A 20,714-nucleotide genomic window follows, 5' to 3' on the forward strand; every position below is an offset into this window, starting at 1 on the left:
CGCCGACCAAGGACCGCAAGGGATCGGGACTTCCGGCCCTACGTCCGGCTCGCGACCCGAGCTGTGATGGGACCACCGAACAAGAGGAAGACGGCACAGAACCCAGAAGGAAGCTGACCCGCCATGCGCATGACCGTCGCGGACGTGATGACGACCAAGGTCGTCTCCGTCACCGCCACCACCCCGTTCAAGGACATCGCCGAAGCGCTCATCGCCGGCGGCATCAGCGCCGTGCCGGTGCTGGACGACGACAACCACGTGATCGGCATGGTCTCCGAGGCCGACCTGCTGCGCAAGGAAGAGTTCCGCGAGCAGTTCTACCGCGAGGGCTACCGCCCGCCGCTGCGCGCCCGGCTGCGCCACCCCAAGGGCCGGCAGAAGGCCGCCGGCGACACCGCCGCCGAGCTCATGACCAGCCCCGCCGTCACCGTCTACCCCGAGGCCTCGGCCGTCGCCGCCGCCCGTCTCATGGACGCCCACGACGTCAAGCGGCTCGCCGTCACCGACTACAACGGCCGGCTGCAGGGCATCGTCAGCCGCCGCGACCTGGTCAAGCTGTTCCTGCGGGGAGACGAGGAGATCGCCGCCGAGATCCGCGCCGACGTCCTCGACCGCGAGCTGTGGGTGAACACCGAAGGCGTGCACGTGCAGGTGGAGCAGGGCATCGTGACCCTGTCCGGCTGGATGGAGCACCGCACGGAGACGGGCATCGCCGTCCGCATGACCGCCCGGGTCAACGGCGTGGTCGACGTGGTCGACAAGCTCACCTGGAAGACCGACGACTCCAAGTGGGATGCCAAGTAGCCCGGAGCACGCCCGGCATCGTCCGGGTCAGGCACCTCAGGAGGACCTGATGACCTCACCCGCCCACGTCACCGACGCCGACGCCCCCGTCGTCACCGCCGCCCGGCTCAGGGACCGCCACGGCGTCAAACGCCTGCCCGTCGTCGACCCCGACGGCCGCCTCATCGGCATCGTCAGCCGCCGCGACCTCATCAAGGTCTTCCTCCGCCCGGACCACGACATCGAGCAGGACGTCCGAGAAGCCGTCCGCGCCGACGCCGCCGGTCTGGACGTCATGGCGACCGAGGGCGTGGCCGCCCTGTCGGGGAACCTCCCCGAGCGCAGCCAGGCGCTCACGACCGTCCGCCTGACCGAGAGCGTGGACGGTGTCGGCTCCGTCCGCGGCACCCTCGAATGGAAGCACGACGACATCGCGGATCTGCCGATGTGGGGCGGAGCATGACATGGGGCCCGTCGTCCTCGATTCGCTGGACGCGCTGATCGGCGCGTTGCGCGAGCGCGGGTACGCCGTCGTGGGCCCGGCGGTCCACGACGGCGTGATCCGCTTCACCGAGCTGGAGTCGGCCGCCGACCTGCCCGCGGGCTGGACGGATGAGCAGGCGCCGGGCTCGTACCGGCTGCGCGAAGGGGCGGACGAGCTGGTCTTCGGGTTCGCCGCCAGCCCCGACTCCGTCAAGCGGTTCACCCACCCGCCCCGCAGCACGTTGTTCCGCATGCGGGACGGCGTGCCGGAGGAGAGCCCCGTGGCCGCGCCCAAGGTGGCGCTGCTGGGCGTGCGGGCCTGTGACCTGGCCGGGCTGGCCGTACAGGACCGGGTGTTCCTGGGCGGCCGGCACCCCGACGAGGCCTACCGCAAGCGCAGGGAGGCGCTGTTCCTCATCGCGGTCAACTGCGCGGTCCCCGGCGGGACCTGCTTCTGCGCCTCGACGGGCACGGGACCGCAGGCGACCTCCGGCTTCGACCTGGCGCTCACCGAGCTGACCGGCCCGCACCGGTTCCTGGCCGAGCCGGGCAGCGAGCACGGCGGCAGGCTCCTTGCGGCTCTGCCGTCCCGGCCCGCCACCGGCGCCGACCACGAGGCCGCCCGGCAGGCCGGCGAGACCGCCCGGCGGCGGATGGGCCGCCACGTGGACCTCGACGGCGTCAAGGAACGCCTGGCGGAGCGGCGCGAGTCCCCCGTCTGGGACGAGATCGCCACCCGCTGCCTGACCTGCACGAACTGCACCATGGTCTGCCCGACCTGCTTCTGCGTCACGATCGAGGACGGCACCGACCTCGCCGACGGCACCGCGGAACGCTCCGAACGCTGGGACTCCTGCTTCGCGCTGGAGTTCACCGAGCTGGGCGGCGCACCCGTCCGCTCCTCGGGCGCGGCCCGCTACCGGCAGTGGCTCACCCACAAGTTCTCCACCTGGGTCGACCAGTTCGGCACCTACGGCTGCGTCGGCTGCGGCCGGTGCATCACCTGGTGCCCGACCGGCATCGATCTCACCCAAGAGCTGGAGCGGCTGCGATGATCCCCGTTCCGTACCGCGTGCGCTCGCGCCGGCCTGACCGGGCCGACACCGTCACCCTCACCCTGGAGCCGGTCGAAGGTAGGTGCCCGCCCTTCCTGCCCGGCCAGTTCACGATGCTGTACGCCCCCGGCGTCGGCGAGATCCCCATCTCCATCAGCGGGCACGCCCGCTCGGGCGGCTACGTGCAGACCGTCCGCGCGGTGGGCGCCGTCAGCCGCGCCCTCTGCCGCACGCCCCGCGGCGCGGTCATCGGGGTACGCGGCCCCTTCGGCACCCACTTCGACCTCTCCCGGGCGGCCGGCCTGGACGTGGTGGTCGCGGCCGGGGGGCTCGGCCTGGCCCCGCTGCGGCCGGTGATCCGCGAGCTCGCCGCGCACGGCGCCCGCTTCGGCCGGATCAGCCTGATCACCGGCACCCGGACCCCGGCCACGCTGATCTATCCGCGCGAGCTGGCCCGCTGGGGCCGCGACTTCGACGTGCAGGTCACCGTCGATCACCCCGACCGGGCGTGGAAGGGCCCGGTCGGTCTGATCACCAAGCTCATCGGCAGGGTCGTCTTCGAGCCGAGCCGCACCTACGCCTTCGTCTGCGGCCCGGAGGTCATGATGCGCGCCACCGCGCAGGACCTGCTGCGGCGCGGCGTACCGGCCGGGCGGATCGCGCTGTCACTGGAGCGCAACATGAAGTGCGGCATCGGCCGCTGCGGCCACTGCCAGCTCGGTCCCCTGTTCACCTGCCTGGACGGCCCCGTGCTCACCTATGACCAGGTCGCCGATCTGCTGGAGGTGCGGCAACTGTGAAGAAACTCGCCGTCTGGAAGTTCGCCTCGTGCGACGGATGCCAGCTCACCCTCCTCGACTGCGAGGACGAGCTGCCGGCCGTGGCCGCCAGGGTGGACATCGCGTACTTCCTGGAAGCCTCCAGCGCCCAGGGCCCGGGCCCCTACGACCTGTCCCTGGTGGAGGGGTCGATCACGACCCCCGCCGACCTGAAGCGGATCGAACACGTCCGCCGCGTCTCCAAGCACCTGGTGACCATCGGCGCCTGCGCCACCGCCGGCGGCGTGCAGGCGCTGCGCGACCTGGCGGACGTACGCGAGTTCGCCTCCGTCGTCTACGCCAGGCCCGACTACATCGAGACCCTGGACCGCTCGACCCCGGTCTCCGCGCACGTGCCCGTCGACTTCGAGCTGCGCGGCTGCCCCATCGACAAGCGGCAGCTCCTGGAGGTCATCGGCGCCTTCCTGGCCGGGCGGCGGCCCGTCGTGCCCGCCCACAGCGTCTGCGTCGAGTGCAAGGCCCGCGGGAACCCCTGCGTACTCGTCGCCCACGGCACCCCGTGTCTCGGCCCGGTCACCCAGGCCGGCTGCGGCGCGCTGTGCCCGGCGTTCAACCGCGGCTGTTTCGGCTGCTTCGGCCCCATGGAAACGCCCAACGCCGCCGCGCTGAACGCGCGTCTGCGCGCGGCCGGCATGGACGACGACGAGCTCGCCCGCGTCTACCGAACCTTCACCGTCACCACCTCCGGGAGCAGCAGTGACGCATAAGACCATCCGTGTCGGCGGCCTCACCCGGGTCGAAGGTGAAGGCGCGCTGCTCGTCCGCGCCCGCGGCGGCCGCATCACCGACCTGCAGCTGCGCATCTACGAGCCGCCGCGTTTCTTCGAGGCGCTGCTGCGCGGGCGCGCCTTCACCGAGCCGCCCGACATCACCGCCCGCGTCTGCGGGATCTGCCCCGTCGCCTACCAGATGAGCGCCTGCCAGGCCCTGGAGTCGGCCTGCGGCGTCACCGTCGAGGGCCCGCTACGCGACCTGCGGCTCCTGCTCTACTACGGCGAGTGGATCGAGTCCCACGCCCTGCACATCTACCTGCTGCACGCCCCCGACTTCCTCGGCTATCCCAGCGGCCTCGCCATGGCCGCCGACCACCGGCCGCTGGTCGAGCGCGGCCTGGCGCTGAAGAAGGCGGGCAACGAGCTGGTCGCCGCCGTCGGCGGGCGCGCCATCCACCCGATCAACGTCAGGGTGGGCGGCTTCTACCACGCGCCCCGCGATCTCACGCCCGTGGCCGAACGCCTCCAGGACGCGCTGCGAGCGGCCCTGGCCACCGTCGAGTGGGTCAGCGGCTTCGATTTCCCCGGCGTCGAGCACGACTACCGCTTCCTCGCGCTGCGTCACCCCACCGACTACGCCATCCTGTCCGGCGACGTCGCCGTCAGCGACGGCACCTCCTTCCCCGTCGCCGACTGGCCACGCCACGTCGTCGAGGAGCAGGTGCCGCATTCCACCGCGCTGCACGCCCGCCTCGACGGCCGTCCCGGCTACCTCACCGGGCCCCTGGCCCGCTACGCGCTCAACGCCGCGCGCCTGTCCCCGCTGGCCTCGCGCGCCGCCGCTGACGCCGGGCTCGGGCCGGTGTGCCGCAACCCGTTCCGCAGCATCGTCGTCCGCGCCGTGGAGATCGTGCACGCCTGCGAGGAGGCGCTTCGCATCATCGAGCGATACACCCCGCCGGACCAGGCAGCGCTGCCTGTCACAGCCCGTTCCGGCGAGGGCCACGGCGCCTCCGAGGCCCCGCGCGGCACCCTTTACCACCGCTACCGGATCGACGACGCCGGCCTGATCGCCGAGGCCGACATCGTCCCGCCGACCGCCCAGAACCAGGCCCGCATCGAAGCCGACCTGCACGCCCTCGTCGAGCCTCGCCTCAGCCTGCCCGTCCCCGAGCTCACCGAGCTGTGCGAGCGCGCGATCCGCAACCACGACCCGTGCATCTCCTGCTCGGCCCACTTCCTCGACCTGCGTCTCCGCCATGGCTAGGACCGTGGTCATCGGGCTCGGCAACGACTACCGGGGAGACGACGGGGCCGGACTCGCCGTGGCCCGGCTGCTGCGCGGCATGGGCGTGCCCGCCGTCGAGAACGGCGGCGATCCGGCCGAGCTCATCGAGGCCTGGACGGGTGCCGACGTCGCCATCGTGATCGACGCCGCGAGCTCGGGCGAGCCGCCGGGCACCGTACGGTGCCACCGCGCTCTCGGCCACCTGCCCGGCGGCGGCGCGAGCACCCACGCCCTCTCGCTGGCCGACGCCGTGACACTGGCCGGGACGCTCGGCCGGCTTCCCGGGGAGCTGATCGTCTACACCGTGGAAGGAGCCGGGTTCGGCCTGGGCGCCGGGATGTCGGAGCCGGCCGCCGCGGCCGTGTCGTACCTCGCCCGGACGATCGCACGGGATCTGGGCGAGCCCCGTGCGCGCGCGTGACCTCAGCAGATCCGGGGAAGCTGCTCGCCCACCAGCATGTCGACGACCCGCCTGGAACCGACCAGGGTCCGCATGACGACGCGGCCCGGATGGTCCGGCACCACGGTGCCGATGCGCTCGGCGCCCGCGCCTTCCGGCAGCTCGCGCATCGCGGCGAGGACCTCGCCGGCCCTGGCCGGGTCCACGAACGCCACGAGGCAGCCCTCGTTGGCCACGTGCAGCGGGTCCAGGCCCAGCAGATCGCAGGCGGCGGCCACCTGGGCCGGGACGGGAACGGCGGACTCCTCCAGCTCCACGCCCACCTCCGAGGCGGCGGCCAGCTCGTTGAGCGCGCTGGCCAGACCGCCTCTGGTGGGATCGCGCATCACGTGCACGCCGCAACGTCCCGCCGTGATCATCGCCGCGACCAGGCGGTGCAGCGGCCGGCTGTCGGAGGTCAGCTCGCTCTCGAAGCCGAGGCCCTCGCGGGTGCTGAGGATGGTGACGCCGTGCAGCCCGATCGGGCCGGACAGCAGCACCGCGTCACCCGGCCGGCCGTTCGCGGCGGCCGGGGCCGCGCCGGGCAGCCGGATGCCGATCCCGGTCGTGGTGAGGTAGAGGCCGTCCGCCGCGCCTCTGCCGACGACCTTGGTGTCGCCGGTCACGACCCGGACGTCGCAGCCGCGGGCCGCCTCGGCGACCGACGTGGTGACGCGGCGCAGCTCCTCCAGCGGCAGGCCCTCCTCGACGATGTAGGCCAGGCTGAGCGCGACCGGCACCGCCCCCATCATGGCCAGGTCGTTGACCGTGCCGTGCACGGCCAGCGAGCCGATGTCACCGCCGGGGAAGAAGCGCGGCGTGACCACGAACCCGTCGGTGGACATCACGACCTCGGGCGCGCCGGTGACGACGACCGCGGCATCCTCCGTGGCGCGGGCGCCCAGGCGCGGAGTCAGGTCGGCGAGCAGCTCGGCCATGAGCTGCCCGCCCGAGCCGTGGCCGAGCAGCACCCGCTCGCCCTCGGCGTGCGGGACCGGGCAGGTGGCGGCGATCGGATCGTATGCCGTGCTCATGGCGGCTCCCGTCTCGTACGGCCGGCGTTGTGAAAGGCGGCGCAGGTGCCCTCGGCGGAGACCATCGGCGCGCCCAGGGGGCGGCGTGGCGTGCACAGCGTCCCGTAGGAGGAGCAGTCGAGCGGCGTGCGGGTGCCGCGCAGGATCTCCCCGGCGATGCAGCCGGGATGCTCGGCCGTGCTCAGCCCGCGCACCTCGAAGCGTGCGGCGGCGTCGAAGGCCGCGAACTCGGGTGCGAGGACCAACCCGCTGGCCGGGATCTCCCCGATCCCCCGCCACGTCTGGTCGCTCACCCGGAACACCCTTCGGAGCGCGTCCCGGGCGAAGGTGTTGCCGTCGCGGCGGACCGCCCGCGCGTACTGGTTCTCGACCTCGAAGCGCCCCTCCTCCAGCTGCCGCACGGCCATGAGGATGCCTTCCAGCAGGTCGAGCGGCTCGAACCCGGTGACCACGATCGGCACCCGGTAGCGCGCGGCGAGCGGCTCGTACTCGGTCCAGCCCATGACGGCGCAGACGTGACCGGCCGCCAGGAACGCGTCCACGCCGCCGTCGGCGGCCGGCGCGGACTCCATGATCGCGGCCATCGCCGGCGGCACCAGGACGTGGCTGACCAGCACGCTGAAGTTGGCCAGCCCCTCCTCGGCGGCGCGCAGCACGGCCATCGCGTTGGCCGGCGCCGTGGTCTCGAATCCGACCGCGAAGAACACCACCTGCCGGCCGGGGTTCGCCGCGGCCACCCGCACGGCGTCGAGCGGCGAGTAGACGACGCGTACGTCCGCGCCCCGGGCCTTGGCCGACAGCAGGTCGCCGCCGGAGCCGGGGACGCGCAGCATGTCGCCGAACGACGTGAAGATCACTTCTGGGTGGTCCGCGATGGCGAGGGCGCGGTCGATGGTGGCCAGCGGTGTCACACAGACCGGGCAGCCGGGGCCGTGCACCATGCGTACCGGGATCAGCTCGTCGATGCCCTGCCTGACGATGGTGTGCGTCTGCCCGCCGCAGACCTCCATGACCGACCACCGCCGGGTCGCGGCGGCGCGGATCTCGGCCACGAGCCTCCGGGCGAGCACCGGGTCCCGATACTCATCGAGATACCTCATCCAGCCCTCCCGGGATCGCGCGCAGCACCTCGAGCGTGCGCAGCGCCTCGTCCTCGTCCAGCAGCGAGATCGCGAACCCGACGTGCACGATCACGTAGTCGCCCGGCCGCGCCTCGGGCGTGTACGACAGGCACACCTCACGCCGCAGCCCGTCGAAGTCGGCCGTCCCCATCTCGCCGTCGCGGCCGACGATCCGGCCCGGCACTCCTAGGCACATGACGACCTCGCATCGCCGCCGGTCCGGCCCGACAGGCGCGCCGCGGCGATCGCCGCCTGGCCGTAGCTGATGCCGCCGTCGTTGACCGGGACCCGCTCGCCGATGTACGGCTCGAACCCGGCCGCCGACAGCCTGGCCAGCACGTCCGTGGCGAGCAGCCGGTTCTGGAACACGCCGCCGGACAGGCACACCTGGGTGACGTCGTGCTCGGCGGCGGCCCGCTCGCACAGCAGCACGGTGACCGCCGCGACGGTGGCGTGGAAGGCGGCGGCGAGCCGGCCGGCCGGCTCGCCGTCCGCCTTGGCCTCCAGCAGGTGCCGCAGCGTGGCGACGCCGTCGTACACCCACACGCCGTCCCGCCGCTCCAGCCGCCAGGCCAGCGGCTCGGCCCCGGGGAACTCGGCCGCCGCCTGCTCCAGGCGTAGCGCCGCCTCGCCCTCGAAGCCGTTGACGTCGCACACCCCCAGGAGCGCCGCCGCGGCGTCGAACAGCCGGCCCGCGCTGGAGGCGACGGGACAGTTCACCCCTCGCGTGATCATGCGCCGGATGACGTCGCGGTCGGGCAGCCCGGCGGCGAGGCCATCGGGTATGGGCTCGCCGATGGTCTCGCCGCCGAGCAGGTAGCCGAGTGCCATGCGGGCCGGCCTGAGTACGGCCGCGCTCCCGCCGGGCATCGGCGCGTGCGAGAAGCGGCCGAGCCGCCGGTAGCCGGTGTAGCCGGCCAGCAGCAGCTCGCCGCCCCAGAACGTGCCGTCGTCGCCCAGACCCAGCCCGTCGTAGGCGACGCCGAGGAACGGCGGTCGCAGGGCGTGCTCGGCGGCCACGGCGGCCACGTGCGCGTGATGGTGCTGGACCGCGATGCGGCTGGGCAGGCGCCGGGCCAGGCGGGTGGACAGGTAGCCGGGATGCAGGTCGTGGACGGTGTGGACGGGATCGATGGCGTGGATGCGGCTCAGGCTCCCGAGCGCCGCCTCGTACGCGTCCAGGGTCTCGGCGTCGGACAGGTCGCCGATGTGCGGCCCGAGGACCGCGTGCTCGCCGTCGGCCAGCGTGAACGTGCTCTTGAGCTGGGCGCCGACGGCGAGCAGGGGCTCCGGCGTGCTGATCGGCAGGCGCAGCGGCGCCGGCGCCAGGCCGCGGGCGCGGCGGATCACCGTCGAACGCGACCCGAACGAGCGGATCACCGAGTCGTCGTAGCGGGCCGCGATGGGCCGGTCATGGGTGAGCACGCCGTCCACGTCCAGCCCGGACGGCGGCTCGACGCACATGGGGCTGTCGGCGTGGTTGGCGCTGGTGACCACCAGCGGGCCGCGCAGCCCGTCGAGCAGCAGGTGGTGCAGCGGCGTGTACGGCAGGAACAACCCGACGTCCGCGAGCCCGTTGCAGACCTCGGGCGCCAGCACCCCGAGCCGCCGCGGCGCCAGCACGATCGGCGCCGACGGTCCCCGCAGCAGGGCCCGGGCGGGCTCGGTGAGCACCGCGAGCGCATCCGCCGCCGTGACGTCCCTGACCATGACCGCCAGCGGTTTCGCCTCCCGCCCCTTGATCTGGCGTATCCGCGCCACGGCCGCGCCGTCGAGCGCGTCACAGACGAGCTGGAAGCCGCCGAGCCCCTTGACCGCGACCACGCCTCCGGCCGAGACGATCTCGACGGCGGCCCGCAGCGCGGCATCCCCCTCCACGCTCGTGAAGCGCAGCCGGGGGCCGCAGGAGCCGCAGGCGATGGGTTCGGCGTGGAAGCGGCGGTCGGCGGGGTCGTGGTATTCGGCGGCGCACGCGGCACACATCTCGAACGCCCGCATCGTGGTGCGGACGCGGTCGTAGGGGAGGCTTTCCACGATGGTCGCCCGCGGCCCGCAGGCCGTGCAGTTGATGAACGGGTAGCGGTGACGCCTGTTGGCCGGATCGAACAGCTCGCGCAGGCAATCCGCACAGGTGGCCAGGTCGGGCGGGATCTCCCGGGCCCGGCCCGGCACGGCCTCGCTCTCGACGATCTCGAAGCCGGCCGGCCGCCCGTCCGGGCGGTCGGGGGTCACCACCAGGTCGCGGATCTGCGCCGCGCCGGGCTGGTCCGATGTCATCGTGGACAGGAACGCCTCCAGGCGGGCTCGGGAGCCGGTGGCGTTGATCACCACGTGCCCGCCGGCGTTCCGTACGTCCCCCCGGAGCCCCAGCCCGGTCGCCAGGCGATGGACGAACGGCCGGAACCCCACGCCCTGCACGGCTCCGTACACCTCGATGCGCCAGGCCACGTCCATGAGCCCCTCCTCCGCGTGAGCGCGCCTCAGGTCCCGCGAACGACGGCGACCGTGCAGCGCGCGTGGTGCAGGGTGGCCCGGCTGACCGAGCCGAGCAGTGCCGAGCGGACGGTGCCGCGCCCATGAGAGCCCACCACCAGCAGATCGGCGTGCAGGGAGGCCTGCGTGAGCGCATCGACCGCGTGTCCGCACCGGACGTCCTCGGCGATCGTCACCTGCGGGTATTCCGCCCGGAAAGTCGACAGCCGGTCCGCGACGGCCCGCTGCCGAACGGTGCGGGTCTCGTGCATCTCATGAGGACGCTCGGTGGCGAACACGCGCACCGGCAGCTGCCAGATGTGCAGGGCCCGCAGGGTGCTTCCGCGCAGGGCCGCCTGCTCGAAGGCGTAGGCCAGGGCGGGCTGGGATTCGGGATAGTCGTCCACGCCCACCACGACCTCGCCGTATTTGGGTCGCCGGTCGCCGTGCACCACCACGACCGGGCAGTCGGCCTGCCCGGCGACGTGTTCGCTGACCGAGCCGAGCAGCGCTCCGGCGAGCCCGCCCAGACCCCGGCTGCCGACGACCAGCTCGGTGGCCGTTCTGCCCTGATCGAGCAGGACCGCCGCGGGCGCCCCTTCCACCACCTGTGTCGTCACCTCGACGGTCGGCTGCCGCTCGTGGACGAGCGCCACCGCCTCCTGCAACACCTTGTGACTCGCCCGCAGCAACGTGTCGGGCCGGTCGGGGCCCGGGAATTTGGCGATCTGGTACGGCGTGCGGTCCACCGCATGGACGAGCAGCAGCGACTGGTGCATGCGGACAGCGTCACCGGCGGCCCAGTCGACTGCGGCGCGTGCGGGCACGGAGCCGTCGACACCTACAACGATCATGGTTCCTCCTCTGTCATCACACCAGCGAAGCGCGGCTGAGAATGGGTGTGCAGGGCCGTTGGTCCCGGCGATGAAGGCCCAAGGACCGCCTCTCGCGGGGGGAGATCGGGCGCGGGCAGGGACCCGCCCGCGCCCGGCCTGGCGTCAGTGCTCGACGGTGATCCGCCGGCCTTCGGCCTTCTTGTCCTCGGCCAGCCCCACGCTGACCTCCAGGATGCCGCCCTTGTAGACGGCCTTGACGTCATCGGTCTTGGCCGTGGCGGGCAGCGTGACCGTCCGGGAGAGCGACCCGTAGGCGAACTCGGAACGGTGCGGATCGGTGGTCTTCCTGGCTTTCTCGGCCCGGATGTGGAGCAGGCCACCGCTCACGGTGACCTCGACATCCTTGTCAGGGTCGATGCCGGGCAGTTCGGCCCGCAGCACGTACCGGCCGTCGGCGATGTAGTCCTCGACCCGGACGATCTGTCCGAAGGGCCGGAACCCGAACATCGGGCTCTCCATCCACTCGAACAGCTCCGGGAAGGGGAGCCTCATCTCTCTCCGCTCAGGCAGGCTCATCGCGACCTCCTTCCGTGGGGTCCTGATTCCCACGTCTCCAGCACACACCCGGCATCGGGCGACCCCCAGAGGACGAAGTCCTCTCAGGTCAGGGACCTTCGGCACGCCCCCGCTCCCGGCCGGCGGGGCGTCCGGGGCCTTCGCCCCTACCTCTCCGTGGGTCGCGGAGAGAGGGTGGGAGAATAGGACAGGAGGTCACCATGAAGGCGCTGATCTACCACGGGCCAGGCCGGCGCACCTGGGAAGACGCCCCGGATCCGCAGGTCATCGAGCCGACGGACGCGATCGTACGCGTGGACGCCGTTACGATCTGCGGCACCGACCTGCACATACTCAAAGGCGACGTCCCCACGGTCGAGCCGGGCAGGATACTCGGCCACGAAGCCGTCGGCACGGTCACCGCGACCGGCGGCGCGGTCACCACTGTCAAGCGGGGAGACCGGGTCCTGGTCTCCTGCATCACCGCCTGCGGCCGCTGCCGCTACTGCCGCACGGGAACGTACGGCCAATGCCTGGGCGGCGGCGGCTGGATCCTCGGCCACCGCATCGACGGCACCCAGGCCGAGCACGTCCGCGTCCCGTTCGCCGACACCTCCACCCACCTGCTGCCCGACGGCGTCACGGACGAGGCCGCGCTCATGCTCGCCGACATCCTGCCGACGTCCTACGAGGTCGGTGTCCTCAACGGCCGGGTCCGGCCCGGCGACACCGTCGTCGTGGTCGGCGCCGGGCCGATCGGCCTGGCCGCCATCACCACCGCGCGGCTGTTCACGCCCAGCTACATCATCGCCGTGGACCCGGCCGCCTCGCGGCTGGAGGCCGCCAAGAGGCTCGGCGCGGACCTGCTCGTCGGCGCCGGCGACGACGCCGCCGCCGCGGTCTCCGAGCTGACCGGCGGCCTGGGCGCCGACGTGGCCATCGAGGCCGTCGGCATCCCGGAGACGTTCGAGCTCTGCACCCGGCTGGTGCGCCCGGGCGGCCACGTCGCCAACGTCGGCGTCCACGGCGCGCCCGCCACCCTGCACCTCGAAGACCTGTGGATCCGCAACCTCACCATCACCACCGGCCTCGTCGACACCAGCTCCACCCCGGCCCTGCTCGACATGATCGCCGCCGGGCGGCTCGACCCCACCACCTTCATCACCCACCGCTACGAGCTGCACGACATGGACGCCGCCTACCAGACGTTCTCCGACCCGGCCGGCACGGGAGCGCTGAAGGTCGTCCTGTCCCGCCACGCAGACGACTGACGCCGGACCCTGCCCGGATCGGATGAGCGGGTCCTCATCCGATCCGGGCGAAATCCGATCTGAGTGAAGGGGAAACCGGCGGTCACCGAGGCCGCACCACCGCGACCGGGCAGGTCACGTGGTGCAGCACGCCGTGGCTGACGGAGCCGAGCACGGTGGAGGCCAGCCCGCCCCGCCCACGCGAGCCCACCACGACGAGGTCGGCGCTCTCCCCCGCCTTGGCGAGAACGCTCACCGGGTGCCCGGTTGCGGGCTCGTGGGTGATCTCGACGTCGGGATTCTTCTCCCGCCACAGAGCCACGCTCTCGGCCACCGCCCGGGTGTCCGCCTGGTAGACGTCCACCAGCAGGCTGTTGTAGGCGGCCATGTACGGCGAGAAGACGGGAGTCTGCCAGGCGAAGACGACATCCAGCGGAACGCCTCGCGCCCGGGCCTGCTCGATCGCGTACTCCATGGCCGCCTCGGAGTTCTCCGAGCGGTCGTAGCCGACCACCACCCGGCCGTGCGGCGCCACAGAGGGAGCGTGCACGACCACGACCGGCCCTTCGGCGTGCCCGGCGACGGCCATGCTGACCGAGCCGACCACCATTTCGGCGAACCCGCCGAGCCCCCGGGTCCCGAGGACCACGGTGTCGGCGGATCCGGACTCGGCGATCAGGACCTTGACCGCGCTCCCGGGGAGCACCTCCGTGCTCACCTCGACGTCATCGGCCAGCTCGCGCGCCCGGTCACCCGCCGCGGCCAGGGCTCGCGCGCAGTGCTCGCCCTGCGGGCACTGGCCGCACACGTGCACGATCCGCAGGCCGGCGCCACGCCGCCGGGCGTCCGCCGCGGCCCATTCCACCGCTGCCATTGCCGGAGCGGATCCGTCCACGCCCACGACGATGTGTCGGTTCATCGCAACCTCCACTACTTGGTCTGTCATGTTCAGCGTCGTCCGACGGGAAGGCCGGCGCCCGGGGACGAGGTCCCCCAGACGAGTGCCTTTGGTCCTCTCTGAGGTGGCGAGTACGTTTGGTCCCCCCAAGGGCTGGAAAGCCGGCAGGAGGGGACTTTCGCCGGTGTCGCCCGGCGGCCGCGGAGGTCATCCTGGGATCAGGAGCACTCACGGGGAAAGAGATGATCGCCATGCTCCCGATCCGCCCCCTCATCGCCACCGCGATGGTGGCCACCTCCACCGGGCTGCTCGCCGTACCGGCGCAGGCCGCGGCTCAGACCGCCGCCACGCCCACGCTGGCCGGCATCCGGGCCGCGCACCAGCCCGGCCTGGACCGGCTGGTCTTCGAGTTCCGCGGTCGCGTTCCCGCCCAGCGGGACGTGCGCTACGTGTCCAAGCTGATCGCCGACGGGTCCGGCCGGCCGGTGAACGCCGTGGGCGACGCGCTGCTGCAGATCCGCTTCGGCCGGGCCGACGGCCACGACCGTCACGGCAACGTCACCTACGGGCCGGCCCGCCGGACGTACGCGCTGCCCGGTGTCATCCAGGTCGTCAACACGGGCGACTTCGAGTCGACGCTGACCTTCGGCGTCGGGCTGGCCAAGGGCGTGCCCTATCGGGTCTACACGCTCGTCCGGCCGAGTCGCGTCGTCGTCGACCTCGTCACGCGCTACCGTACGGCGCCGGTCCGCGACTACTTCTTCAACACCGCCGGCTACAACGCCGGGCGCCGGCCGTACACCGCGGCCGTGCAGCGGCCGGTGATCCCGCCCGCCACCGCGTACGGGGCGCTGCAGCGCCTGTTCGCCGGCCCGACCCAGGCCGAGAAGGCGCTCGGGCTGCGCTTCGTCAGCTCCAAGGCCACCGGGTTCAGCAAGCTCACCATCAGGCACGGCGTGGCCCGGGTCTACCTGACCGGCCGCGTCACCAGCGGAGGATCCACCTTCACCATCGCCGACGAGATCAGGCCGACACTCAAGCAGTTCCCCTCGGTCAAGTGGGTGAAGATCTACGACGCCGCGGGGACGACCCAGCGACCGAACGGCCTGTCGGATTCCATCCCGCAGTCGCTGGAGCCGTGAGCACTCCGGAGCCGGTGGTGAGGTCGTAGCCGCACAACAGCCGGTCGTAGCCGCACAACAGCCGACGGCCGCCCGCGTTCGGCGAACGCGGGCGGCCGTCGCAACGAGCCCCCAAGCCTGTGCGCGCCATCAGGCGGCGTGCAGTTCGAGCATGAAGGCCGCGGCCAGGGCCGGCGCGCAGGGCCAGGCGGCGGAGCAGGACACGCATGCGTGCGCGGAATCGGCGCGGTGCGCGTCGAGCGCGCCGGCGGCTCTCGTGAAGTACGTCTCGCTCAGCGGGTCGGGCTCGATGTGGGTCACGCCCAGGAGAACAGCCATCTCGATCACCCTTACTCGCTCAGGATTCCGTCGTGACCCCACCTTCTCCCGGGGCCCGGCCCCGCGCCGGAGGCGAACGACTCGGACTCCTGGTGACCTAAGTCACATGCCGGTCCGGGCCCGAGAACGCCGCGAGAAGCGGCGCCCTCGCCGCCCGGCCGTAGCCGTCAATCCGCGCCCTCGGCAGGTCCGTGCTGCTGCGCGCGCCCACGCCGCGCACCGTGCTCCTGCGCGCGCCCACGCCGCGCACCGTGCTCCTGCGCGCGCCCACGCCGCGCACCGTGCTCCCTCGCCGACCATGAGACGGTCAGGAAGACCGGCACGACGATCACGAAGTAGCCGGCTCCGGCGGCGAACAGGCCCAGCATCGGCCGGAGGGCCTCCGTCCCCGCGAGCAGGATCGCCGTCCCGGCGATCAGCGTGCTCCACACGGCGAGCGTCCCGATGAGGTACGTCCGCACCCCGTCGTGTCCCGGCAGCGCCAGCCCGACGAGGCTGCCCGCGGCCAGCAGGGGGAGCATCCGGCCGAAGGCGTCCGCGTCGGCACGCAGGAGGATGGCCGCGCCGGTCCACATGGCCACCCAGGCCACAGCGGTGCCCATCTGGTACGTGCGCCCAGCCGATACGGCCATCGCGCTCACCTCCCTGACAGGAAGGGGCGATAGCGGGCTGTCTGCCCGATTCGCGCCCGTGTCCTCATCCTTCGGCAGGAGGGCGAACGGCAGGCAGAGCCCTTCGTCCCGATTCCGGCAGATTCCGGCAGAATTGTCGCGCGACACAGGGGTGTAAGGGTCACATACCTCGTCCGCCGATGCCCGAAAGCTTCGACGGTACGGTCGATGGCGGCGGCGACCTGGTCCTCGTCAGTGACATCGCAGGTGAGGGTGAGCACGCGGTGGCCCGCGTCGGTGAGCTCCTTCGCCGCCGCGTTCAGGGCGGTCTCGTTGACGTCGGTGAGGGCGACGGCTGCCCCGGACTCGGCGAAGGCGCGTACGGTGGCCAGCCCCATCCCGGAACCGGCTCCGGTGACGACGGCCACCTGGCCGGTGAAGTCGTAGATGGGGATTCATGCCGTGCTTCCTCTTGATGGACGTGATGTTCCTGGTCCGGTGCCGGTCAGCCTCCTAGGGGCGGCGGCCGCGGACTGCCGACCGGCACCGGACACGGGTCAGGGCTGGAGCAAGACCTTGATGGCACGCCGTTCGTCCATGGCCTGGTAGCCCTCGGCGGCCTGGTCCAGGGGCAGGGTGAGGTCGAAGACCTTGCCGGGGTCGATCTTGCGCTCGCTGATCAGGTCGATGAGCTGTGGCAGGTACTGGCGTACCGGAGCGGGGCCGCCGTGCAGGTGCACCAGGGAGAAGAACAGCTCGTCGCCGGGCAGGGCCACGTCGTGGGCGACGCCGACGTAGCCGACGTGGCCGCCGGGGCGGGTGGAGCGGATGGCCTGCATCATCGACTCCTGGGTGCCGACCGCCTCAACGACGCTGTGCGCGCCCAGGCCGTTCGTCAGGTCCTTGATCACGTTGACGCCGTCGTCGCCGCGTTCGGTGACGATGTCGGTGGCGCCGAAGTGACGGGCCAGCTCCTGCCGCGGGGCATGGCGGCTCATCGCGATGATCCGCTCGGCTCCGAGCTGCTTGGCGGCCAGCACGGCGCACAGGCCGACCGCGCCGTCACCGACGACGGCGACGGTCTTGCCCGGCCCCGCCGCGGCGGCGACGGCGCCGAACCAGCCGGTGCCCAGCACGTCGGAGGCGGCCAGCAGGCTCGGCACCAGGTCCGCGTCCGGCATGCCGGGGGTGGCCACCAGGGTGCCGTCGGCCAACGGGATGCGGGCGAACTGGGCCTGGGTGCCGATGGGGTTCATGGGCACGCGGTTCACGCAGCCGCTCTGGTAGCCCGACCGGCAGATCTCGCAGGTGTTGTCGGAGGCGAAGAACGAGCCGACCACGAACTGGCCCGGCCGGATCGCACGGACCTCGGGACCCACCTCCTCCACGACGCCGACGTACTCGTGCCCGATGGGCGTGGGTCCATCGACCTTCTCGATGCCGCGATAGGGCCACAGGTCGGAGCCGCAGATGCAGGTGGCGGTCAGGCGGATGATCGCATCAGTCGGCTCGATGATCGCCGGGTCCGGGCGGTCCTCGACACGGATGTGGCCCGGGGCGTACAGAACTGCTCCACGCATGGTGGATCTCCTTTCAGACAGTGGAGCGCGTGGCCCCGTACTCGGCGTCGCTGACGTGCTCCAGCCAGGTGGTCTCGTCGCCCTCCCACAGCGCCAGATGGATCATGAAACGGTCGGGGGCGGCGCCGTGCCAGTGCTCCTCGCCGGGCGGGGTGTGCACGATGTCGCCCGGGTGGGCCTCGATCAGCCGCCCGCCACGCGCCATGTTCGCGCGCGCCCGCGACGGCTCCTCACCCTGGTAGATCACGTCCCACCAGGCGTCCCCGGTGAACAGCTCCGCCGGGGCCTTGCTGGTCGGCGGCTGCTTGATCAGCTGCATCCTGGAGGTCAGCTCCCCTCTTCGACGATCTTCTTCAACTGGGTCATGGCGGTCATCGCGTTCGGCCAGCCGGCGTAGAACGCCAGATGGGTGATCGCGTGCTTCAACTCCTCGGCGCTCAACCCGTTGTCCATCGCCGTCTTCAGATGGAAGGGCAGCTCGTTGCCCCGGTACAGGGCCACCAGCGCCGCCACCGTCACCAGGCTCCGGTCCCGCCGGGACAGGCCCTCATCCGGCCACACCTCGCCGAACAGCACGTCATCGGTCAGATGCACCAGCGTCGGCGCGAAATCCCCGAACATGACCTGTGCACCCGACGGCTTGTCGTTCGACATCGGCATCTCCCTTTTCTCGCCTTACTTTCCGAAAACGGGCCGGATGGTCTGCGGCCGGGAACAAGATGACCTCCTCCACGGCGCTCCTTTGCCCTGCCGCCCCCGCAAGCACGGCACCGCGTATGACCACACCCAGGAAACCGGCTGGACGCGATGACCGACGCCGGATCACGCCGCCTGGCCGCAGGACACCCGGTACGGACGGCCTGGTCATGCACCCGGAAGCGGTCAGCCGGACCTCACCGGCTCGCCCGAACAGAGCGCGTCCGCGTCCCCCGCCGCGCGCCGCGCGCCGCGCGCCGGCTCAGGCGAGCGGGCGCGCCGGCCAGGTGTGCGCCGGAGCGGCGGAGGCGAGCGCGGGCGGGTCCTCCAGGCAGGACGGCGCCGAGGTCACCTCATCGGCCGCCATGGTGAGCACGAAGTCGCCGAACCGCCGCCACCATCCGTACAGCACCCTCCCCTCCACGGCACGCACGGTGAGCCGGCTCCATCCCGCTGAAGGCCGGCCGCAACCGAGTGAGACCTCGACGGAGCGGGTGTCCCTGCGCAAGCCCGTGCGCAGCACCTTGAGCGCGCTCTCCTTGGCCGACCACAGCAGGTTGGCGAGCAGCGGGTCCGTCCCGATGACCTTCTGCTCCTGCGGCGTGAAGTAGTCGGCGACGAAGCGCGGGCTGCGCGGCTCGACCAGTTCGAGGTCGCAACCGACGGCACCGGGTGTCAGTCCGAGCAGGCACACCGCCCAACCGGCCCGATCGGTCAGCGACATCCCAACCGGGAGCGGCCGTCCGGCCTGGTACGCCTCGGGCGCGCCGCTCGGGTGGTGACGCACCTCCAGCTCGTACGGGGGCGCGGGGTAGAGCAGCCGCATCGCCTCCTTCGACGTCCAGCGGGCGACCAGGAACTCGGTGCGCCGCTTGGTGAAGCGCAGGCCGGCCGCCCGCTTGGCCTCCTCCGGGGACAGCCAGTCGTTCCCGAGGGGAAGATGCTGCTCGCCGCGCGCCAGCCATCTCATGACGCGGCCGTCCCGCGCTTCGCCGCCTCGGCCGCGCGGCCGCCGGGCTCCAGCCGGCGTCTCCCGGGGATCTCGGCACCGGCGGAGTCGTCCGGCATGAGGCCGAGGGTTCCGGGGTCGATTCCGCTCGCCATGACTCTCCTTGTGAGGCCGCCGATCCTGGGATCGAAGCGGCTGCCTGGGCGGGTACCCGGCAACCTAGGCCGGGTCGCCAGGCCGGGGCAGGTGCGGAGGTCCTTTCCGGCTGGGACCTTCGTCCCGGATCAACCCGCGTCCCGGATCAACCCGGCGAAAGAGGAGAACGCCCGGGACACACTCACCAAGCTGGGTGATCGGCCCCGGGAAAAGGCCGTTCCGGCTCCCCCGGCAGGACCTTCGGCCCTGTATCTCCCGTGAGCGGCGGCTGGGATGGATGCATGAGAATCACCATCCTCGGCGCGGGTTCGTGGGGTACCACGGTGGCCACCCTCGTCTGCAAACGGCACGACACGCTGCTCTGGACGCGTGACGCCGGCATCGCCGAAGAGATCAACGACAAGCATCACAACCAGGTCTATCTGCTGACCGCGCCCAACCTGGCCAGGGAGATCCTGGCGGGCAAGGCCGCGGCCACGGTCATCGCCACCGAGAACCCGTCCGTGGCCACCCTGCTGCAGGGAATTCTCCGGCGCGGCCTGTTACGGGTCTACACCAACGACGACGTGGCCGGTTGCGAGCTGGGCGGCGCGCTGAAGAACGTCGTGGCGATCGCGGCCGGAATGGCGGAAGGGCTCGGCGTGGGAGACAACACCCGGGCCGCGGTGATCACCAGAGGGCTGGCCGAGCTCACCCAGCTCGGGGTGGCGATGGGGGGACGAGCGGCCACGTTCGCCGGCCTGACCGGCCTCGCTGATCTCGGATCATCAACCGGGTCCTGACGGGCGAGACCACTGCCAAGGACGCCTACTCGGGCCTGCGTCACACACCCGCCGGCACCGAGTCGGGCCCCTGGTGAGCCACCGCCGCCGATCGGCCAGGCCGCGGCCCGAGCGGCAGGTCAGGGCGCCGCGGCCGGGACCGAGGCGGCGAGGTGCTCGCCCCACTGCTTGGCCCGCTCCAGTTCGCCGTCCGCCAGCGGGCCCTGCGTGCCCATGACGTAGAAGCTCTCGGCCGGCGCTACCGACCTGATCCCGAGGCGGCGCAGCCTCCTGGCCACGCCGCGCGCGGCGGAGCCGGGCATGCGCGGTTTGGCGATGCGGGTGTCGAAGGCGGCCGAGGCGAGCGCGGCCGAGGAGGTGCTCAGCGCGGCCAGCCATTCGCGTACGCCGTCGCCACGCGAGACCAGCGGCCCGGTGGCCTGCTGGGCGGCGGACTGGCGGGTGGACGACCGGCTCATGGAGAAGGCGTGGGTGGGACCGCCCACGACGAGCAGCCCGACCTCTCCCCCGACGAGACGGGGAGCGGACCCGACCTCCACCACCACGACCCGCATCCGCGTCCCCAGCCCATCGGCCACCGCTTCGGCGATCTGCCGGGTGTTGCCGTACATCGACTCGTACACGACCAGCGCTTCCATGTCAGACCTCTCTCCAGCTTCGTGTGGGCGGGACGGGCTCCAGGCGGAACCTCCCGCGGATCACCTCGCCCGGCTC

Annotated in this window: 26 protein-coding genes; 10 read left to right on the forward strand and 16 right to left on the reverse strand. The window is 72.3% G+C overall.

Annotation, left to right across the window (positions count from 1 at the left end):
- Positions 1 to 123: 123 nt before the first annotated feature.
- From ETD85_RS12725 to ETD85_RS12755, 7 genes are read left to right on the forward strand one after another with little or no spacing between them, the layout of a single operon-like run.
- On the forward strand, positions 124 to 804 hold the full coding sequence (locus tag ETD85_RS12725; RefSeq protein WP_240779115.1) for a CBS domain-containing protein: 681 nt from the start codon (positions 124 to 126) through the stop codon (positions 802 to 804).
- 49 nt (positions 805 to 853) lie between these two features.
- Positions 854 to 1,246 (forward strand): CBS domain-containing protein, encoded by a 393-nt coding sequence (locus ETD85_RS12730; protein WP_240779116.1) that lies wholly within the window; start codon positions 854 to 856, stop codon positions 1,244 to 1,246.
- A gap of 1 nt (position 1,247) precedes the next feature.
- Positions 1,248 to 2,321: a 4Fe-4S dicluster domain-containing protein gene (locus tag ETD85_RS12735; RefSeq protein ID WP_138689872.1), complete on the forward strand. Its 1,074-nt coding sequence runs from the start codon at positions 1,248 to 1,250 to the stop codon at positions 2,319 to 2,321.
- On the forward strand, positions 2,318 to 3,121 hold the full coding sequence (locus ETD85_RS12740; RefSeq protein WP_138689873.1) for an FAD/NAD(P)-binding protein: 804 nt from the start codon (positions 2,318 to 2,320) through the stop codon (positions 3,119 to 3,121). The genes ETD85_RS12735 and ETD85_RS12740 overlap by 4 nt, the downstream gene beginning before the upstream one ends.
- Positions 3,118 to 3,867 carry an NADH-quinone oxidoreductase subunit B family protein gene (locus ETD85_RS12745; RefSeq protein WP_138689874.1) on the forward strand — a complete coding sequence of 250 codons (750 nt, stop codon included), beginning with the start codon at positions 3,118 to 3,120 and terminating at the stop codon, positions 3,865 to 3,867. The genes ETD85_RS12740 and ETD85_RS12745 overlap by 4 nt, the downstream gene beginning before the upstream one ends.
- A complete protein-coding gene (locus ETD85_RS12750) occupies positions 3,857 to 5,140 on the forward strand; it encodes a Ni/Fe hydrogenase subunit alpha (RefSeq protein WP_138689875.1) in 1,284 nt (427 codons plus the stop codon). The genes ETD85_RS12745 and ETD85_RS12750 overlap by 11 nt, the downstream gene beginning before the upstream one ends.
- Positions 5,133 to 5,582, forward strand: a complete 450-nt coding sequence (locus ETD85_RS12755) for a hydrogenase maturation protease (RefSeq protein WP_138689876.1) — start codon at positions 5,133 to 5,135, stop codon at positions 5,580 to 5,582. Before ETD85_RS12750 ends, ETD85_RS12755 begins: the two co-directional genes overlap by 8 nt.
- A gap of 2 nt (positions 5,583 to 5,584) precedes the next feature.
- Here ETD85_RS12755 and hypE read toward each other — a convergent pair whose 3' ends face one another.
- From hypE to ETD85_RS12785, 6 genes are all read right to left on the reverse strand, one after another.
- Positions 5,585 to 6,634, reverse strand: a complete 1,050-nt coding sequence (gene hypE / locus ETD85_RS12760; RefSeq protein ID WP_138689877.1) for a hydrogenase expression/formation protein HypE — start codon at positions 6,632 to 6,634, stop codon at positions 5,585 to 5,587.
- A complete protein-coding gene (gene hypD / locus ETD85_RS12765; protein ID WP_138689878.1) occupies positions 6,631 to 7,734 on the reverse strand; it encodes a hydrogenase formation protein HypD in 1,104 nt (367 codons plus the stop codon). Before hypD ends, hypE begins: the two co-directional genes overlap by 4 nt.
- Positions 7,718 to 7,951, reverse strand: coding sequence for a HypC/HybG/HupF family hydrogenase formation chaperone (locus ETD85_RS12770; protein ID WP_138689879.1), 234 nt, complete (start codon positions 7,949 to 7,951; stop codon positions 7,718 to 7,720). Before ETD85_RS12770 ends, hypD begins: the two co-directional genes overlap by 17 nt.
- Complete coding sequence (hypF, locus tag ETD85_RS12775) at positions 7,942 to 10,209, reverse strand: carbamoyltransferase HypF (RefSeq protein ID WP_138689880.1); 2,268 nt, start codon at positions 10,207 to 10,209, stop codon at positions 7,942 to 7,944. The genes ETD85_RS12770 and hypF overlap by 10 nt, the downstream gene beginning before the upstream one ends.
- 26 nt (positions 10,210 to 10,235) lie before the next feature.
- Positions 10,236 to 11,081, reverse strand: a complete 846-nt coding sequence (locus tag ETD85_RS12780) for a universal stress protein (protein ID WP_138689881.1) — start codon at positions 11,079 to 11,081, stop codon at positions 10,236 to 10,238.
- Between the two features lie 144 nt (positions 11,082 to 11,225).
- Positions 11,226 to 11,639: an Hsp20/alpha crystallin family protein gene (locus tag ETD85_RS12785; RefSeq protein WP_138689882.1), complete on the reverse strand. Its 414-nt coding sequence runs from the start codon at positions 11,637 to 11,639 to the stop codon at positions 11,226 to 11,228.
- A 200-nt stretch (positions 11,640 to 11,839) separates the two neighbouring features.
- Between ETD85_RS12785 and ETD85_RS12790 the strand changes: the two genes are divergently transcribed.
- Positions 11,840 to 12,889, forward strand: a complete 1,050-nt coding sequence (locus ETD85_RS12790) for a zinc-dependent alcohol dehydrogenase family protein (protein WP_138689883.1) — start codon at positions 11,840 to 11,842, stop codon at positions 12,887 to 12,889.
- Between the two features lie 82 nt (positions 12,890 to 12,971).
- On the opposite strand, the gene ETD85_RS12795 is transcribed toward ETD85_RS12790, so the two are convergent.
- Positions 12,972 to 13,787 (reverse strand): universal stress protein, encoded by an 816-nt coding sequence (locus ETD85_RS12795; protein WP_138689884.1) that lies wholly within the window; start codon positions 13,785 to 13,787, stop codon positions 12,972 to 12,974.
- 221 nt (positions 13,788 to 14,008) lie between these two features.
- Here ETD85_RS12795 and ETD85_RS12800 point away from each other — a divergent pair, with 221 nt between their 5' ends.
- A complete protein-coding gene (locus ETD85_RS12800) occupies positions 14,009 to 14,908 on the forward strand; it encodes an AMIN-like domain-containing (lipo)protein (RefSeq protein ID WP_138689885.1) in 900 nt (299 codons plus the stop codon).
- Positions 14,909 to 15,037: 129 nt separating this feature from the next.
- Here ETD85_RS12800 and ETD85_RS12805 read toward each other — a convergent pair whose 3' ends face one another.
- From ETD85_RS12805 to ETD85_RS63050, 8 genes are all read right to left on the reverse strand, one after another.
- Positions 15,038 to 15,226, reverse strand: coding sequence for a hypothetical protein (locus ETD85_RS12805; protein ID WP_138689886.1), 189 nt, complete (start codon positions 15,224 to 15,226; stop codon positions 15,038 to 15,040).
- A gap of 167 nt (positions 15,227 to 15,393) precedes the next feature.
- Entirely contained in the window at positions 15,394 to 15,858 is a 465-nt protein-coding gene (locus ETD85_RS12810) for a hypothetical protein (RefSeq protein WP_138689887.1), read from the reverse strand.
- A 5-nt stretch (positions 15,859 to 15,863) separates the two neighbouring features.
- Positions 15,864 to 16,235 carry an SDR family oxidoreductase gene (locus ETD85_RS67475; RefSeq protein WP_206058277.1) on the reverse strand — a complete coding sequence of 124 codons (372 nt, stop codon included), beginning with the start codon at positions 16,233 to 16,235 and terminating at the stop codon, positions 15,864 to 15,866.
- A gap of 159 nt (positions 16,236 to 16,394) precedes the next feature.
- Positions 16,395 to 17,417 (reverse strand): zinc-dependent alcohol dehydrogenase family protein, encoded by a 1,023-nt coding sequence (locus tag ETD85_RS12820; RefSeq protein WP_138689888.1) that lies wholly within the window; start codon positions 17,415 to 17,417, stop codon positions 16,395 to 16,397.
- A 13-nt stretch (positions 17,418 to 17,430) separates the two neighbouring features.
- Entirely contained in the window at positions 17,431 to 17,736 is a 306-nt protein-coding gene (locus tag ETD85_RS12825; RefSeq protein ID WP_138689889.1) for a cupin domain-containing protein, read from the reverse strand.
- A gap of 8 nt (positions 17,737 to 17,744) precedes the next feature.
- Positions 17,745 to 18,071 carry a carboxymuconolactone decarboxylase family protein gene (locus ETD85_RS12830; protein ID WP_138689890.1) on the reverse strand — a complete coding sequence of 109 codons (327 nt, stop codon included), beginning with the start codon at positions 18,069 to 18,071 and terminating at the stop codon, positions 17,745 to 17,747.
- Positions 18,072 to 18,375: 304 nt separating this feature from the next.
- Complete coding sequence (locus ETD85_RS12835) at positions 18,376 to 19,083, reverse strand: 4'-phosphopantetheinyl transferase family protein (protein ID WP_138689891.1); 708 nt, start codon at positions 19,081 to 19,083, stop codon at positions 18,376 to 18,378.
- The gene (locus ETD85_RS63050; protein ID WP_170246648.1) at positions 19,080 to 19,217 is read right to left on the reverse strand and encodes a hypothetical protein; all 138 of its coding nucleotides are present in this window, start codon (positions 19,215 to 19,217) and stop codon (positions 19,080 to 19,082) included. Before ETD85_RS63050 ends, ETD85_RS12835 begins: the two co-directional genes overlap by 4 nt.
- Before the next feature lie 282 nt (positions 19,218 to 19,499).
- Between ETD85_RS63050 and ETD85_RS12840 the strand changes: the two genes are divergently transcribed.
- Positions 19,500 to 20,000, forward strand: a complete 501-nt coding sequence (locus ETD85_RS12840) for a hypothetical protein (protein WP_206058273.1) — start codon at positions 19,500 to 19,502, stop codon at positions 19,998 to 20,000.
- Between the two features lie 119 nt (positions 20,001 to 20,119).
- On the opposite strand, the gene ETD85_RS12845 is transcribed toward ETD85_RS12840, so the two are convergent.
- The gene (locus ETD85_RS12845; protein WP_138689892.1) at positions 20,120 to 20,638 is read right to left on the reverse strand and encodes a flavodoxin family protein; all 519 of its coding nucleotides are present in this window, start codon (positions 20,636 to 20,638) and stop codon (positions 20,120 to 20,122) included.
- Positions 20,639 to 20,714: the final 76 nt, after the last annotated feature.

This window comes from Nonomuraea zeae (assembly GCF_005889725.1).
GTDB lineage: Bacteria > Actinomycetota > Actinomycetes > Streptosporangiales > Streptosporangiaceae > Nonomuraea > Nonomuraea zeae.